The sequence below is a fragment of the Streptomyces sp. NPDC088817 genome (genome assembly GCF_044750345.1).
Taxonomy (GTDB): domain Bacteria; phylum Actinomycetota; class Actinomycetes; order Streptomycetales; family Streptomycetaceae; genus Streptomyces.
Window position 1 is genome coordinate 718,086 of sequence record NZ_JBIVJN010000001.1, and the last position, 13,681, is coordinate 731,766.

At 70.7% G+C, this 13,681-nt stretch carries 12 protein-coding genes; 8 read left to right on the forward strand and 4 right to left on the reverse strand.

Annotated elements, in window-relative coordinates:
• The first annotated feature begins 259 nt into the window (after positions 1-259).
• Positions 260-2,440: a CDP-alcohol phosphatidyltransferase gene (locus tag ACIP4X_RS03340; protein WP_401346387.1), complete on the forward strand. Its 2,181-nt coding sequence runs from the start codon at positions 260-262 to the stop codon at positions 2,438-2,440.
• Between the two features lie 73 nt (positions 2,441-2,513).
• On the opposite strand, the gene dusB is transcribed toward ACIP4X_RS03340, so the two are convergent.
• Positions 2,514-3,656, reverse strand: a complete 1,143-nt coding sequence (gene dusB, locus ACIP4X_RS03345) for a tRNA dihydrouridine synthase DusB (RefSeq protein ID WP_391453129.1) — start codon at positions 3,654-3,656, stop codon at positions 2,514-2,516.
• Between the two features lie 95 nt (positions 3,657-3,751).
• Here dusB and ACIP4X_RS03350 point away from each other — a divergent pair, with 95 nt between their 5' ends.
• Positions 3,752-5,197: an MFS transporter gene (locus tag ACIP4X_RS03350; protein WP_358729440.1), complete on the forward strand. Its 1,446-nt coding sequence runs from the start codon at positions 3,752-3,754 to the stop codon at positions 5,195-5,197.
• Positions 5,198-5,465: 268 nt separating this feature from the next.
• Positions 5,466-5,891 carry a hypothetical protein gene (locus tag ACIP4X_RS03355; protein ID WP_358729439.1) on the forward strand — a complete coding sequence of 142 codons (426 nt, stop codon included), beginning with the start codon at positions 5,466-5,468 and terminating at the stop codon, positions 5,889-5,891.
• Here ACIP4X_RS03355 and ACIP4X_RS03360 read toward each other — a convergent pair.
• Complete coding sequence (locus tag ACIP4X_RS03360; protein WP_358729438.1) at positions 5,872-6,501, reverse strand: TetR family transcriptional regulator; 630 nt, start codon at positions 6,499-6,501, stop codon at positions 5,872-5,874. The genes ACIP4X_RS03355 and ACIP4X_RS03360 overlap by 20 nt on opposite strands.
• A gap of 26 nt (positions 6,502-6,527) precedes the next feature.
• Entirely contained in the window at positions 6,528-7,544 is a 1,017-nt protein-coding gene (locus ACIP4X_RS03365; protein WP_358729437.1) for an aldo/keto reductase, read from the reverse strand.
• Positions 7,545-7,768: 224 nt separating this feature from the next.
• Between ACIP4X_RS03365 and ACIP4X_RS03370 the strand changes: the two genes are divergently transcribed.
• A complete protein-coding gene (locus ACIP4X_RS03370; protein WP_391453125.1) occupies positions 7,769-8,830 on the forward strand; it encodes a glycosyl hydrolase family 18 protein in 1,062 nt (353 codons plus the stop codon).
• Positions 8,831-8,911: 81 nt separating this feature from the next.
• On the opposite strand, the gene ACIP4X_RS03375 is transcribed toward ACIP4X_RS03370, so the two are convergent.
• Positions 8,912-10,294 carry a glycine--tRNA ligase gene (locus ACIP4X_RS03375; RefSeq protein ID WP_358729435.1) on the reverse strand — a complete coding sequence of 461 codons (1,383 nt, stop codon included), beginning with the start codon at positions 10,292-10,294 and terminating at the stop codon, positions 8,912-8,914.
• Positions 10,295-10,467: 173 nt separating this feature from the next.
• Here ACIP4X_RS03375 and ACIP4X_RS03380 point away from each other — a divergent pair, with 173 nt between their 5' ends.
• From ACIP4X_RS03380 to ACIP4X_RS03395, 4 genes are read left to right on the forward strand one after another with little or no spacing between them, the layout of a single operon-like run.
• A complete protein-coding gene (locus ACIP4X_RS03380; RefSeq protein WP_358729434.1) occupies positions 10,468-11,427 on the forward strand; it encodes a metal ABC transporter substrate-binding protein in 960 nt (319 codons plus the stop codon).
• Positions 11,428-11,444: 17 nt separating this feature from the next.
• Complete coding sequence (locus tag ACIP4X_RS03385; protein ID WP_391453122.1) at positions 11,445-12,230, forward strand: ATP-binding cassette domain-containing protein; 786 nt, start codon at positions 11,445-11,447, stop codon at positions 12,228-12,230.
• Entirely contained in the window at positions 12,230-13,132 is a 903-nt protein-coding gene (locus ACIP4X_RS03390) for a metal ABC transporter permease (protein ID WP_358729432.1), read from the forward strand. The genes ACIP4X_RS03385 and ACIP4X_RS03390 overlap by 1 nt, the downstream gene beginning before the upstream one ends.
• A gap of 58 nt (positions 13,133-13,190) precedes the next feature.
• Entirely contained in the window at positions 13,191-13,601 is a 411-nt protein-coding gene (locus ACIP4X_RS03395) for a transcriptional repressor (RefSeq protein ID WP_358729431.1), read from the forward strand.
• Positions 13,602-13,681: the final 80 nt, after the last annotated feature.

Below are 13,681 nucleotides of genomic sequence, written 5' to 3' on the forward strand. Positions count from 1 at the left end.
GTGCCACCCATTGGAGAAGTGCAGCCGCTCAAGATCCGCTCATCTGAGCGCAACCCTTATCAAGGGTGGCGAGAATCACGCTGCCACAAGCGCTCGAATATCACCATGCGGACGACTTCCGGCCCCGTTGGCCGGGAGCCGTTTGCCGGGTGTTTGCCCGGCGCCCGTGAACACGGATGAGGGCCTGGCCGTACGGGAGTGCGGTGGGCCCCCGCGTGGCCCGCCTCCTCAGCGACGCCGCGCACGGAAGGACCTTCGGGTGCCTCAGCACACGGATACACGCCAGTCATCGGGTGCACCATCGGACTCGGGCACACCAACTGACCCGGCGGAGCCGGGCGCGGCATCCGAGACCGAGGAGGCGAAAGCCGCCGACGGCGGGGCCCCCGCCTCCGACACCGAAGCTTCCGGCGAGGCCGCCGCCGAATCCACCGCCGAGACCGACGAGGACACCGAGGACACCGCCGAGCCTGCCGAGGACTCCACCGAGCCCGCCAAGGGCGACCAGACCGGCGAGCCCGCCGAGACCGCCCAGACCGCTCAGGCCGCCGAACCCGCCGACACCGCTGCCAGGCCCGACGACACTGACGAGCCCACCGCCGAGCCCACCGCCGAGGGCGCCGAGGCCACCGGCGAGGCCGCAGAGCCCGACAACACCGACGAGGCCGCCGCCAAACCCGCCCAGGCCACCGAACCCGCCGCCGAAACCGACGCGGCCACCCAACCCACCGCCAAGCCCGCCGAGACCCCGGCGATCCGGCCCTGGCAGCTTCGCCGGGGCTGGCGTCGTTGGAAGGGGGCGCATCCCGTGGCCGCGGGCCGGGTGTCCCACGGGGTGACCCTGCTCGCGCTCCTCCTCGTCGTCGCCGCGCTTCTGCTGCCGAACAAGGAGGCGCAGTTCCAGGCCGCGGCGTTCACGCGGCTGCCCGTGGAGGCTCTGCTCCTGGGCGCCGTGCTGCTCGTGCTGCCGCGCAGGCCGCGGCTGGCCGCGGCCGTGCTCGGCGGGCTGGCGCTCGGCGTGCTGACCCTGCTGAACGTGATGGACATCGAGTTCAACCAGTACCTGGGCCGCAGCTTCAACGTGGTCCTCGACTGGGAACTGCTGGACGACGCGCAGTCGTACCTGGCGGACACCCTCGGCGGGACGGTCGCGCTGCTCGCCGCCGTCGGCGTGGTCCTCCTCGTGCTGGCGGTGCTCGCCGTGATGGTCCTCGCGGTCGTCCGCGTCGGCGACTACCTGGGCCGCGACAAGGCCCGCTCGACGCGCGGGCTGCTGATGGCCAGCGTGGTGTGGATGACGTGCATGGCCCTGGACATACAGATCTCCGGCATCCCGGTGGCCTCCCAGCACACGGTCGTCATGGTCAAGTACCACGAGCAGGCACTGCGCTCCACGATCCGCGACGAGCGGGACTTCTCGAGGACGGCGGAGGCCGACCGGTTCGGCCAGACCCCGGCCGACGAGCTCGTGCCGGACCTGCGCGGCAAGGACATGATCTTCACGTTCATCGAGAGCTACGGCCGCAGCGCGATCGAGGACCCGATCCCCGCGCCGGGCGTCACCAAGACCCTCGATACCAGCACGCGGGCCCTCGCCGACGCGGGCTTCCACGCCAGGAGCGGCTGGCTGACGTCGGCGACGTACGGAGGCGGCAGCTGGCTCGGCCACTCCACGTTCATGTCGGGCCTGTGGGTCGACAACCAGAACCGCTACCGCACGGTGACCTCCGGCGACCACCTCACCCTGACCGAGGCCTTCAAGAAGACCGGCGCCTGGGACACGGTCGGCATCATGCCGGGCGTGCAGAAGGGCTGGCCCGAGTCGAAGTGGTACGGCCTGGACAAGGTCTACAACGCCTTCCGGATGGGCTACGCGGGGCCCAAGTTCAGCTGGTCGACGATGCCCGACCAGTACGCGCTGGAGGCCTTCCAGCGTCTGGAGCACGGCAAGAAGCGCGACAAGCCGCTGACCTCGTTCGTCATCCTGACCTCCAGCCACCAGCCCTGGGCGCCCATACCGAAGATGGTCGGCTGGGACCAGCTCGGCGACGGCTCGGTGTTCAAGCCCATCGAGGCGGCCGGCAACAGGCCGGCCGACGTCCTCACCAGCTCCACCCGCTCCAGCGAGGAGTACGGCAAGTCGGTCGAGTACTCCGTGACCGCCCTGACCCAGTGGCTGGAGCGCTACGGCAAGGACGACACCGTGCTCGTCGTCCTCGGCGACCACCAGCCCAACGCCCGGGTCAGCGGCGACCACGCCAGCCGCGACGTGCCCTGCTCGATCGTCGCCAGGGACCCGAAGGTCCTGGACAAGATCGCCGACTGGGGCTGGACGGAGGGCCTGCGCCCCGACCACGACGCCCCGGTGTGGAAGATGAGCGACTTCCGCGATCACTTCCTGACGGCGTACGGCTCCACACCGCACCCGTCGAAGCGCTGACCGCCGGACCGACGGCGGGCCGGGCCGGATCCCGGCCCGGCCCGCCGTCGGCACAACGGTCGAACGTTCCCGCTCAGCCGCCCGAGGTGTCCAGTTCGGCGTCCTCGCCGACGCCCGCGCAGTCGTAGGGGTCCTTCAGCCAGCCGTCCGGCAGGACCACCCGGTTGTTGCCGGAGGTGCGGCCACGGGGCCCGTCGGCGCCCGCCGGCCAGGGCTGGTCGAGGTCCAGTTCGTCGAGGCCGGCGCGCAGTGCCTCCAGCGAGGAGGTGACCGCCAGCCGCTTGCGCATCTCGGAGCCGACCGCGAAGCCCTTCAGGTACCAGGCGACGTGCTTGCGGAAGTCGATCACACCGCGCGACTCGTCGCCGATCCACTCGCCGAGCAGGGTGGCGTGCCGGACCATGACGTCGGCGACTTCGCGCAGGGACGGGCGGGCCAGGTCCTGGACCCGCCCCTCGAACGCCGCCACCAGGTCGGCGAACAGCCACGGCCTGCCCAGGCAGCCGCGGCCCACGACCACACCGTCGCAGCCGGTCTCCCGCACCATCCGCAGCGCGTCCTCGGCCGACCAGATGTCGCCGTTGCCGAGCACCGGGATCTCCGGCACGTGCTCCTTCAGGCGCGCGATGGCGTCCCAGTCCGCCGTGCCGCCGTAGTGCTGGGCGGCCGTGCGGCCGTGCAGCGCGATCGCCGTCACGCCCTCCTCGACCGCGATCCTTCCGGCGTCGAGGTAGGTGATGTGGTCGTCGTCGATGCCCTTGCGCATCTTCATCGTGACCGGCAGGTCACCGGCCCCGCCGACCGCCTCGCGCAGGATCCCGCGCAGCAGGTTGCGCTTGTAGGGGAGGGCCGAGCCGCCGCCCTTGCGGGTCACCTTGGGGACCGGGCAGCCGAAGTTGAGGTCGATGTGGTCGGCGAGGTCCTCCTCCGCGATCATGCGGACGGCCTTGCCGACCGTGGCCGGGTCCACGCCGTACAGCTGGATCGAGCGCGGGCGCTCGCTCGCGTCGAACCTGATGAGCTGCATGGTCTTCTCGTTGCGCTCGACCAGCGCCCGGGTCGTGATCATCTCGCTGACGTACAGGCCCTTGCCCTGGCTGAACTCCCGGCACAGGGTGCGGAAGGGCGCGTTGGTGATACCGGCCATGGGGGCCAGCACCACGGGCGGCCGGACGGTGTGCGGGCCGATCTGGAGGGGGGACTCGGGCATGGGCATTCCCCCATTGTCGCGTATCGGCTCTCCCGTATCGGCACAGATCATGTAGCAGTCATTAGTTAACCGCACTATTGAAATCCCGTACCATGGAACGCATGCCCGAGCTCAGCCATCGACGACGGCACCTTGTCCTCGCGATCTGCTGCATGAGCCTGCTGATCGTCAGCCTGGACAACACCGTCCTGAACGTCGCCCTGCCCTCGATGCAGCGCGAGCTGCACGCGAGCACCTCCGGTCTCCAGTGGACGATCGACGCGTACACGCTGGTGCTCGCCTCGCTGCTGATGCTCGCCGGTTCCACGGCCGACCGGATCGGCCGCAGACGCGTCTTCATGGCGGGGCTGGTCGTCTTCGGCATCGGCTCGCTGCTGTGCTCCCTCGCGCCCGACCTGGAACTGCTGGTCGTGTTCCGCATGCTGCAGGCGGTCGGCGGCTCGATGCTCAACCCGGTCGCCATGTCGATCATCACCAACACCTTCACCGACCCGCGCGAGCGCGCCCGCGCGATCGGGGCCTGGGGCGCGGTGGTCGGCATATCCATGGCCGCCGGCCCGCTCGTCGGCGGCCTGCTGGTGGAGTCGGTGGGCTGGCGCTCGATCTTCTGGATCAACCTGCCGGTGGCCCTGGCCGCCCTGCTGCTCACCGCGCGTTTCGTTCCCGAGTCCCGCGCGCCGAGGGCCCGCAGGGCCGACCCGGTCGGCCAGATCCTGGTCATCGCCCTGTTCGGCGCCCTGACGTACGCGATCATCGAGGCCCCGGTCTCCGGCCTCGCCACGATCCTGCCCTTCGCCGTCGTCGCGCTCGCCGCCCTGCTCGGCCTCCTGTGGTACGAGCCGCGCCGCGCCGAACCCCTCATCGACCTGCGCTTCTTCCGTTCGGCGCCGTTCAGCGGGGCCACCGTCGTCGCGATCAGCGCGTTCGCGGCGCTCGGCGGCTTCCTGTTCCTGTCCACGCTCTACCTCCAGAACGTGCGCGGCCTCGACGCCCTGCACGCCGGCCTGTGGATGCTGCCGATGGCGGCGCCGACCTTCCTGTGCGCGCCGCTGTCCGGGCGGCTGATCGGCACCCGGGGGCCGCGACTGCCCCTGCTGATCGCCGGAACGGCCATGACGGTGAGCGCGGTGCTGTTCGCCGCGTTCGAGGCGGAGACCTCCGACCTCACGCTCGTCATCGGGTACGTCCTGTTCGGTGTCGGCTTCGGCTTCGTCAACGCGCCGATCACCAACACGGCCGTCTCCGGGATGCCGCGCGCCCAGGCCGGGGTCGCCGCCGCGGTCGCCTCCACCAGCCGCCAGCTCGGACAGACCCTCGGGGTCGCGGTGGTCGGCGCGCTGCTGGCCGCCGGGGTCGGCTCCTCGTCCTACCGGGACGCGTTCGTTCCGGCGGCCCGGTACGGATGGTGGGTGCTGGTGGTGTGCGGTGCCGCGGTGCTGGCGCTGGGCGCGGTCACCAGCGGCCGGTGGGCCAGGGGGACCGCCGAACGCACGGCCGAGCGGCTCCAGGAGCACGAGGTGCGGCAGGCCGCGGGCATCGGCGCCTGAGTCCGGAGCCGCTCGCGGATCGCTTACGAGTGGTTCCCGTCGGTGACCGCCGGTTCGGGGCGGGGCGCCGCCGGGGCGCTTGGTAAGAAAGAGGTAAGCGAGATCATGGCCGCTGAGCTGCGGCTTCTCATCAAAGTACCGCTCACTCACAGCTCCCCGTTACTCCTCCCGAGTCGCCGCGCCGGCGATCCACGGCAAATCTGGATGAGCGCGATGAGCCCTTCGGGTCATGCGCGACGCAGGGGGGAACCATCAACGGGAGACCACCATGCATCTCACACTGCGCAGCCGCTGTGTCCGTGGAGTCGCCGTGGGCGCTCTGTCCGCCGCGCTGGTGTCGGCCGGCTCCGTCGGGGCCTTCGCAGCGCCCCGTCCGAGCCCGATGCCCACCCGGACGCACACCGCCATGCCCACCCGGGCGGCCGAGTCGATCACGGTCAGGGCCAGCCACCGCTCGGTCAGGGCCGGGGAGAGCATCACGCTCTCCGGTCGCACCGCGCACCTGGCGGCCGGCAGCAGGCTGACCGTCCAGCACCTGAGCAACGGCAGGTGGACCACGCTGCGCGCGACCACCGTGGTCAAGAAGGGCGACACCTACACGGTGTCCACGAAGCTCGCGGCCAAGGGCAAGCAGCAACTGCGTGTGGTGCACGGCAACACGCGCTCCGCGACGGTCACCGTGGACGTGACCTGACCCGGGAGGTGACAGGGTGCTGACGGGCTCGTAGTCCGCCCAGCACCAGTTCGAGCACCGCCTCGAACTCCTCCTCGATCGCCGGCCGTTTCCACTCCCGGGCATGACCCGGGTCGTGGAAGCGGCCGGTGGCATGGAACAGGGCCCGGGCCGCGACGGCCGGGTCGGCGGCCGTGAAGACGCCGGCGGTGACGCCGTCCCGGACGATCCGGGTGAGCTGGGCGGTCAGGTCGTCGATGTGCTCGCCGACCGCCGCGCCGTTCTCCCCGGTGAGCACCGAGTACGTGGCGAACAGCTCGGGGTCGTCGCCCGCCTTGCGGCGCTTGGCCGCGAACAGTTCCCGCAGCCAGTCGCGCAGCCGGTCCTCCGGGTCCCGCTGGTCGGCGGCGATGCCGGCGAGGGCCTCGGACGTGCGGTCCAGCCACCGCTTGGTCACCGCCTCGCGCAGCGCGGCCTTCGTACGGAAGTGCCGGTAGACGCTGCCGTGGCTGACACCGAGCGCGCGGGCCACGTCCACCACGGTGGCCTTGGCCGGGCCGTGGCGGCGCAGCACCTCCTCGGTGGCCTCCAGGATGCGCTCGGCGGTCAGGGTCTCGGTGGTGGGTGGCATGCCCTAGACCGTACCCGTCGCCCGGGTCAGCGTTCGCTGTCCAGGTGGGCCATCTGCGCCTCGGGGTAGCGCTCGCCCACGACGGCGTCCGCCGGGACGGCCTGCTCGATGGCCGCCAGGTCGGCCTCGTCCAGCGTGACGGCCGTCGCGCCCAGTGCCTCCGCCAGCCGCTCCCGGGTGCGGGCGCCGATCAGCGGGACGATGACCGTGCCGTGCCGCGGGCCCCGCGAGAGCACCCAGGCGATGGCGGTCTGCGCGACCGTGACGCCCTTGCCCTCGGCGACCTTGCGCAGGGCCTCGACGAGGTCCAGGTTGTGCTGGAGGTTCTCGCCCTGGAAGCGGGGCGAGTGGGCCCGGAAGTCGTTCGCGGCGAGCTTGCGGTCGCGGCCGAAGTGCCCGGAGATCAGACCGCGCGAGAGCACCCCGTAGGCCGTGACGGCGATGCCGAGTTCGCGGGTGGTGGGCAGGATCCGGTCCTCGATGCCGCGGGAGACGAGCGAGTACTCGATCTGGAGGTCCGAGATCGGCGCGGTGGCGGCGGCCCGACGGATCGTGTCGGCGCCGACCTCGCTGAGGCCGATGTGCCGGACGTGTCCCTTCTCGACGAGTTCCGCGATGGCGCCGACCGTCTCCTCGATCGGCACGTCCGGGTCGACCCGGGCGATCCGGTAGATGTCGATGTGGTCGACGCCGAGGCGCTGGAGGGAGTAGGCGGCGAAGTTCTTCACGGCGGCGGGCCGGCCGTCGTAGCCGGACCAGTTGCCGTCCGGGTCGCGCAGGGCGCCGAACTTCACGCTGAGCAGGGCCTGTTCGCGACGGGCCGCGGGAGCGGTGCGCAGGGCCTCGCCGACCAGCATCTCGTTGTGGCCCATGGCGTAGAAGTCGCCGGTGTCGAGCAGGGTCACGCCCGCTTCGAGGGCGGCGTGCACGGTGGCGACGGACTCGGTCCGGTCCGCCTCGCCGTACAGCGCGGACATGCCCATACAGCCGAGGCCGAGGGCGGAGACCTGGGGGCCGGTGGTTCCGAGGTGGCGGGTGTCCATGAGGGCTCCTTGAGGTGCTCGGAGGGCGGATTGAACGGGTACCCACGATCAGCTTGGCATGACAGCTGACAGATTTCAATATCTGTCAGCTGTCACGCCAAACCCCTCGGGCGGCGCGCGGCCACCGGCCTGGCAATTTGGTCCAGACCTATTGACGAGAGGTCTGGACCACGAGCACTGTCATGCCTACGACACCTCACCGCACCCCCACCGGGAGGCTCCGTATGATCCGCCGCAGACTGCGTCTGCTCGCCGCCGCCCTCGCCGCCGCCTGCCTCACCCAGCTCTCCGTCGCCCTGGCCCCCACCGCCTCGGCCGCCCCCACCGCCGACACCTGCGCCGTGAAGTCCAGGCCCGCGGGCAAGGAGCTCCAGGGCTACTGGGAGAACTGGGACGGCTCCGCCAACGGCGTCCATCCGCCCTTCGGCTGGACGCCGATCACCGACTCGCGCATCCCCGCGCACGGCTACAACGTGATCAACGCGGCCTTCCCGGTCATCCGCTCCGACGGAACGGCCCTGTGGCAGGACGGCATGGACACGGGCGTGAAGGTGGCGACGCCGGCGGAGATGTGCGCGGCCAAGGCGTCCGGGCAGACGATCCTGCTGTCCATCGGCGGCGCGACGGCCGGTGTCGACCTCAACTCGTCCACCGTGGCCGACCGGTTCGTCGCGACGATCGTGCCCATCCTGAAGAAGTACAACTTCGACGGCATCGACATCGACATCGAGACGGGCCTGACGGGCAGCGGAAACATCAACCAGCTCTCCACGTCCCAGGCCAACCTGGTCCGGATCATCGACGGAGTGCTCGCGCAGATGCCGTCGAACTTCGGCCTGACGATGGCCCCGGAGACCGCCTACGTCACCGGCGGCAGCGTCGCCTACGGCTCGATCTGGGGCGCGTACCTGCCGATCATCAAGAAGTACGCCGACAACGGCCGCCTGTGGTGGCTGAACATGCAGTACTACAACGGCAGCATGTACGGCTGCTCCGGCGACTCCTACCAGGCGGGCACCGTGGCCGGCTTCACCGCCCAGACCGACTGCCTCGCCAAGGGCCTGGTGATCCAGGGCACGACGGTCAAGGTCCCCTATGACAAGCAGGTCCCGGGCCTGCCCGCCCAGCCCGGCGCGGGCGGCGGTCACATGGCACCCTCGCTGGTCTCCGAGGCCTGGCGCCACTACGGCACGAGTCTGAAGGGCCTGATGACCTGGTCGATCAACTGGGACGGGTCGAAGAACTGGACCTTCGGCGACAACGTGAAGGCCCTGCAAGGCCGTTGAGGAACGGCGAGCGCCGGACGGCCGCCGAGAGAGATCTCGGCGGCCGTCCGGCGCTCTGAGGTACTGCCGGGGGTTACCGGGTCAGCAGCCGACGAGGCGGCCGGCCAGGTAGCCCTCGATCTGGTCGAGGGAGACGCGCTCCTGCTTCATGGTGTCGCGCTCGCGGACGGTCACCGCGTTGTCCTCGAGGGTGTCGAAGTCGACGGTGACGCAGTACGGCGTGCCGATCTCGTCCTGGCGGCGGTAGCGGCGGCCGATGGCGCCGGCGTCGTCGAACTCGATGTTCCAGTTCTGCCGCAGGGCCTGGGCCAGGCCCTTGGCCTTGGGCGACAGCTCCGGGTTGCGCGACAGGGGCAGCACCGCGACCTTCACCGGGGCCAGACGGTGGTCCAGACGCAGCACCGTGCGCTTCTCCATCTTGCCCTTGGCGTTGGGCGCCTCGTCCTCGACGTAGGCGTCGAGCAGGAAGGCGAGCATCGCCCGGCCGACACCGGCCGCCGGCTCGATGACGTACGGCGTCCAGCGCTCGCCGGCCTCCTGGTCGAAGTACGACAGGTCCTGGCCGGAGGACTTGGCGTGGGAGGAGAGGTCGTAGTCGGTGCGGTTGGCGACACCCTCCAGCTCGCCCCACTCGCTGCCGCCGAACTGGAAGCGGTACTCGATGTCGGCGGTGCGCTTGGAGTAGTGGGAGAGCTTCTCCTTCGGGTGCTCGTACCAGCGCATGTTCTCCTCACGCAGGCCGAGGCCCGTGTACCAGTTCCAGCGCTGCTCCATCCAGTATTCCTGCCACGTCTCGTCCTCGCCCGGCTTGACGAAGAACTCCATCTCCATCTGCTCGAACTCACGGGTGCGGAAGATGAAGTTGCCCGGCGTGATCTCGTTGCGGAACGACTTGCCCATCTGGGCGATGCCGAACGGCGGCTTGCGGCGCGAGGTGGTCTGCACCTGGGCGAAGTTGGTGAAGATGCCCTGGGCGGTCTCGGGGCGCAGGTAGGCGACGGAGCCGGAGTCCTGGGTGGGGCCGAGGTGGGTGGAGAGCAGGCCCGAGAACTGCTTGGGCTCGGTGAACTGGCCCTTGTTGCCGCAGTTGGGGCAGTTGACGTCCGCGAGGCCGTTCTCCGGGGCGCGGCCCTTCTTCTCCTCGTAGGCCTCTTCCAGGTGGTCGGCGCGGAACCGCTTGTGGCAGGAGGTGCACTCCGTCAGCGGGTCCGTGAAGGTGGCGACGTGACCGGAGGCGACCCAGACCTCGGGCGCCAGGATCACGGACGAGTCGATGCCGACCACGTCCTCGCGGGACGTCACCATGTAGCGCCACCACTGGCGCTTGAGGTTCTCCTTGAGCTCGACACCCAGGGGCCCGTAGTCCCAGGCGGCACGCTGGCCGCCGTAGATCTCACTGCAGGGGAATACAAAGCCACGGCGCTTGCTCAGGCTGACGATGGTGTCGATCTTGTCGGCGGCCACGGTGCTCTCTTCATTACGACGACGGGCGACGAAGCGAGACGCTTCACGAGCGAATGCTTCAGGGTACCGGCGGTGGCTCCCCCTCGACCAAATCGGTGCCGGGTAACGGCCCTTTTCGGGCCCGCCACGACGCTTGTTGACAACCGTTTCCATTTCAGTTGAAAATGACACTCATGAACGTACGACGACGCCTCATATCCGGCTCCACGGTCCTGACGGTCACCGCGCTCGGCCTCGGAGGACTCTCCGCCTGTTCCTCCGCCGACGCGAGCGGCACCGGCAGCGGAAAGTACGACGTCGTCGCGTCCTTCTACCCGATGGCCTTCCTCGCCGAGCGGATCGGCGGGAGCCACGTCCACGTCACCAGTCTCACCCGGCCGGGCCAGGAACCGCACGACCTGGAGATCAGCGCCCAGCAGACCGTGCAGCTCGAGAAGTCCGACGCGGTGCTCTACCTCAAGGGCCTCCAGCCCAACGTCGACGAGGCCGTCGCCCAGTCCGGGATCGCGACGAAGGTCGACGCCGCGTCCCTGACCACGCTGGAGGAGCACGGCACCGACGTCGGCGGCCACGCCGACGAGCACGACGCCCACCACGACGAGGAGCACGGCGGCAAGGACCCGCACGTCTGGCTCGACCCGGTGCGCTACGCGCAGATCGCCGAGGGCGTCGGCAAGGCCTTCGAGAAGGGCGACCCGGACCACGCGGCCGACTACCGCAAGAACACCGCCGCCCTGGTCGAACAGCTCGGCGAGCTCAACACCAAGTACGAGACCGGCCTGAAGGACACCAGGAACAAGGTCTTCATCACCACCCACGCCGCCTTCGGCTACCTCGCCGAGCGCTACGGCCTGACCCAGGAGGCCATCAACGGCCTCGACCCGGAGTCCGAGCCCAGCGCGGCCCGGGTGAAGGACCTCCAGGAGACGGCGAAGGCCGACGGCGTCACGACCGTCTTCTACGAGACGCTGGTCAGCGACAAGACGGCGAAGACCCTCGCCAAGGACGCGCAGCTGAGGACGGACGTCCTCGACCCGCTGGAGGGCATCACCGACAAGTCCCGCGGCACCGACTACTTCCAGGTCATGGAAGCCAACCTCAAGGCGCTGCGACAGGCTCTGGGCGCCAAGTGAGCACGACGGAGGGCGTCATGGACGTCAGCAGCGACACCGCGGAACCCGTCATATCCCTGCGCGGAGTCCGCGCCGACCTGGGCTCGCGCCCCGTCCTGCGGGGCATCGACCTCGCCGTGCGCCGCGGCGAGGTCGTCGCGCTGCTCGGCGCCAACGGCTCCGGCAAGTCGACGGCCGTGCGCAGTGTCATCGGCCAGGTGCCGGTGAGCGCCGGTGAGATCGAGCTGTTCGGCACCCCGCACCGCCGCTTCCGCGACTGGGCGCGCGTCGGCTACGTACCGCAGCGCACGACCGCCGCGGGCGGCGTCCCGGCGACGGTCACCGAGGTCGTCTCCTCGGGCCGGCTCTCCCGCACCCGCTTCGGGATCTTCCGCAAGGCCGACCACGCGGCCGTACGGCGGGCCCTGGAGCTGGTCGGCATGGCGGACCGCGCGAAGGACTCGGTGGACGCCCTCTCCGGCGGTCAGCACCAGCGCGTGCTGATCGCCCGCGCCCTCGCCGCCGAACCCAAGCTGCTGATCATGGACGAGCCGATGGCGGGCGTCGACCTGGCCAGCCAGGAGGTGCTGGCGAGCACGCTCCGCGAGCAGGTGGCCGCCGGGGTGACGGTGCTGCTCGTCCTGCACGAGCTGGGCCCCCTGGAGCCCCTGATCGACCGGGCGGTGGTGCTGCGCGACGGCTGTGTGCTGCACGACGGGCCGCCCCCGAAGGCGGTCGGCCAGCACGCCCTGCCCGGCCACGACCACGTACACCCCCACGACGCCTCGGGCGCCGATCCGATCCGCACGGGACTGCTGAGCTGATGGACCTGTTGAACTACGCCTTCATGCAGCGGGCCCTGCTCGCCGCCGTCCTGGTCGGCATCACCGCGCCCGCCGTCGGCATCTACCTCGTCCAGCGCCGCCAGGCCCTCATGGGCGACGGCATCGGGCATGTGGCCATGACCGGCGTCGGCCTGGGCTTCCTGCTGTCCACCTCCCCGGTGTGGATGGCCACGGCCGTCTCCGTCCTGGGCGCGGTCCTCATGGAACTGATCCGCTGGTACGGCCGCACCCGCGGCGACATCGCCCTCGCGATGCTCTTCTACGGCGGCATGGCGGGCGGCGTCATGTTCATCAACCTCGCCCCCGGCGGCTCCAACGCGAACCTCATGTCGTACCTGTTCGGCTCGCTCTCCACGGTCTCGCAGTCCGACGTCACCGCGATCTGCCTGCTGGCCGCCTTCGTCGTACTGGTCACCCTGGGCCTGCGCCGCCAGTTGTTCGCGGTCAGCCAGGACGAGGAGTTCGCCCGGGTGACCGGGCTGCCGGTGCGCGCCCTGAACCTGCTCACGGCGGTCACGGCGGCGGTGACCGTGACGGTCGCGATGCGCGTGGTCGGGCTGCTTCTGGTCAGCGCGCTGATGGTGGTCCCGGTGGCCGCCGCCCAGCAGCTCAGCCGCAGCTTCGCCGCGACCTTCGCGATCGCCGTCGCCATCGGGGTGAGCGTGACGATCGGCGGCACGGTCACGTCGTACTACCAGGACGTGCCGCCCGGCGCGACGATCGTGCTGCTCACCATCGCGGTGTTCATCGCGCTCACCGCGCTGGCCACGCCGCTGGCCCGGCGACGCGCGCGGGCCCTCGCCGCGGCGCGGCCCGCCGGGGACCCGGCGGAGTGCGCGATTCCGGCCACCCGGGCCGCCGGCGACGGGGCCGGTGCCTGACCGCGCACTGTCCGGGCTGGCACAATGGCCCGCAGGCGAGACGTGAGGAGGCCGACCGGTGACCACCGCTGGACCGCCCGTGAAGGGCCGCGCCACCCGGCAGCGTGCCGCTGTCGCGGCGGCCCTCGACGAGGTCGACGAGTTCCGCAGCGCGCAGGAACTCCACGACATGCTCAAGCACAGGGGCGACTCGGTGGGCCTGACGACGGTCTACCGCACCCTTCAGTCCCTCGCCGACGCGGGCGAGGTCGACGTCCTGCGCACCTCCGACGGCGAGTCGGTCTACCGCCGCTGCTCCACCGGCGAGCACCACCACCATCTCGTCTGCCGCGTCTGCGGCAAGGCGGTCGAGGTGGAGGGGCCGATGGTGGAGAAGTGGGCGGAGACGATCGCCGCGGAGCACGGCTACGTCAACGTCGCCCACACGGTCGAGATCTTCGGCACCTGCGCGGACTGCTCCGCGGGGTGAGCCCGTGTGTGCGGGTGGTCTGGGGTGACCGGTCCTGAGGGCCGCTGCCCCCAGACCCCCGCTTTCGGCCTTACGGCCTC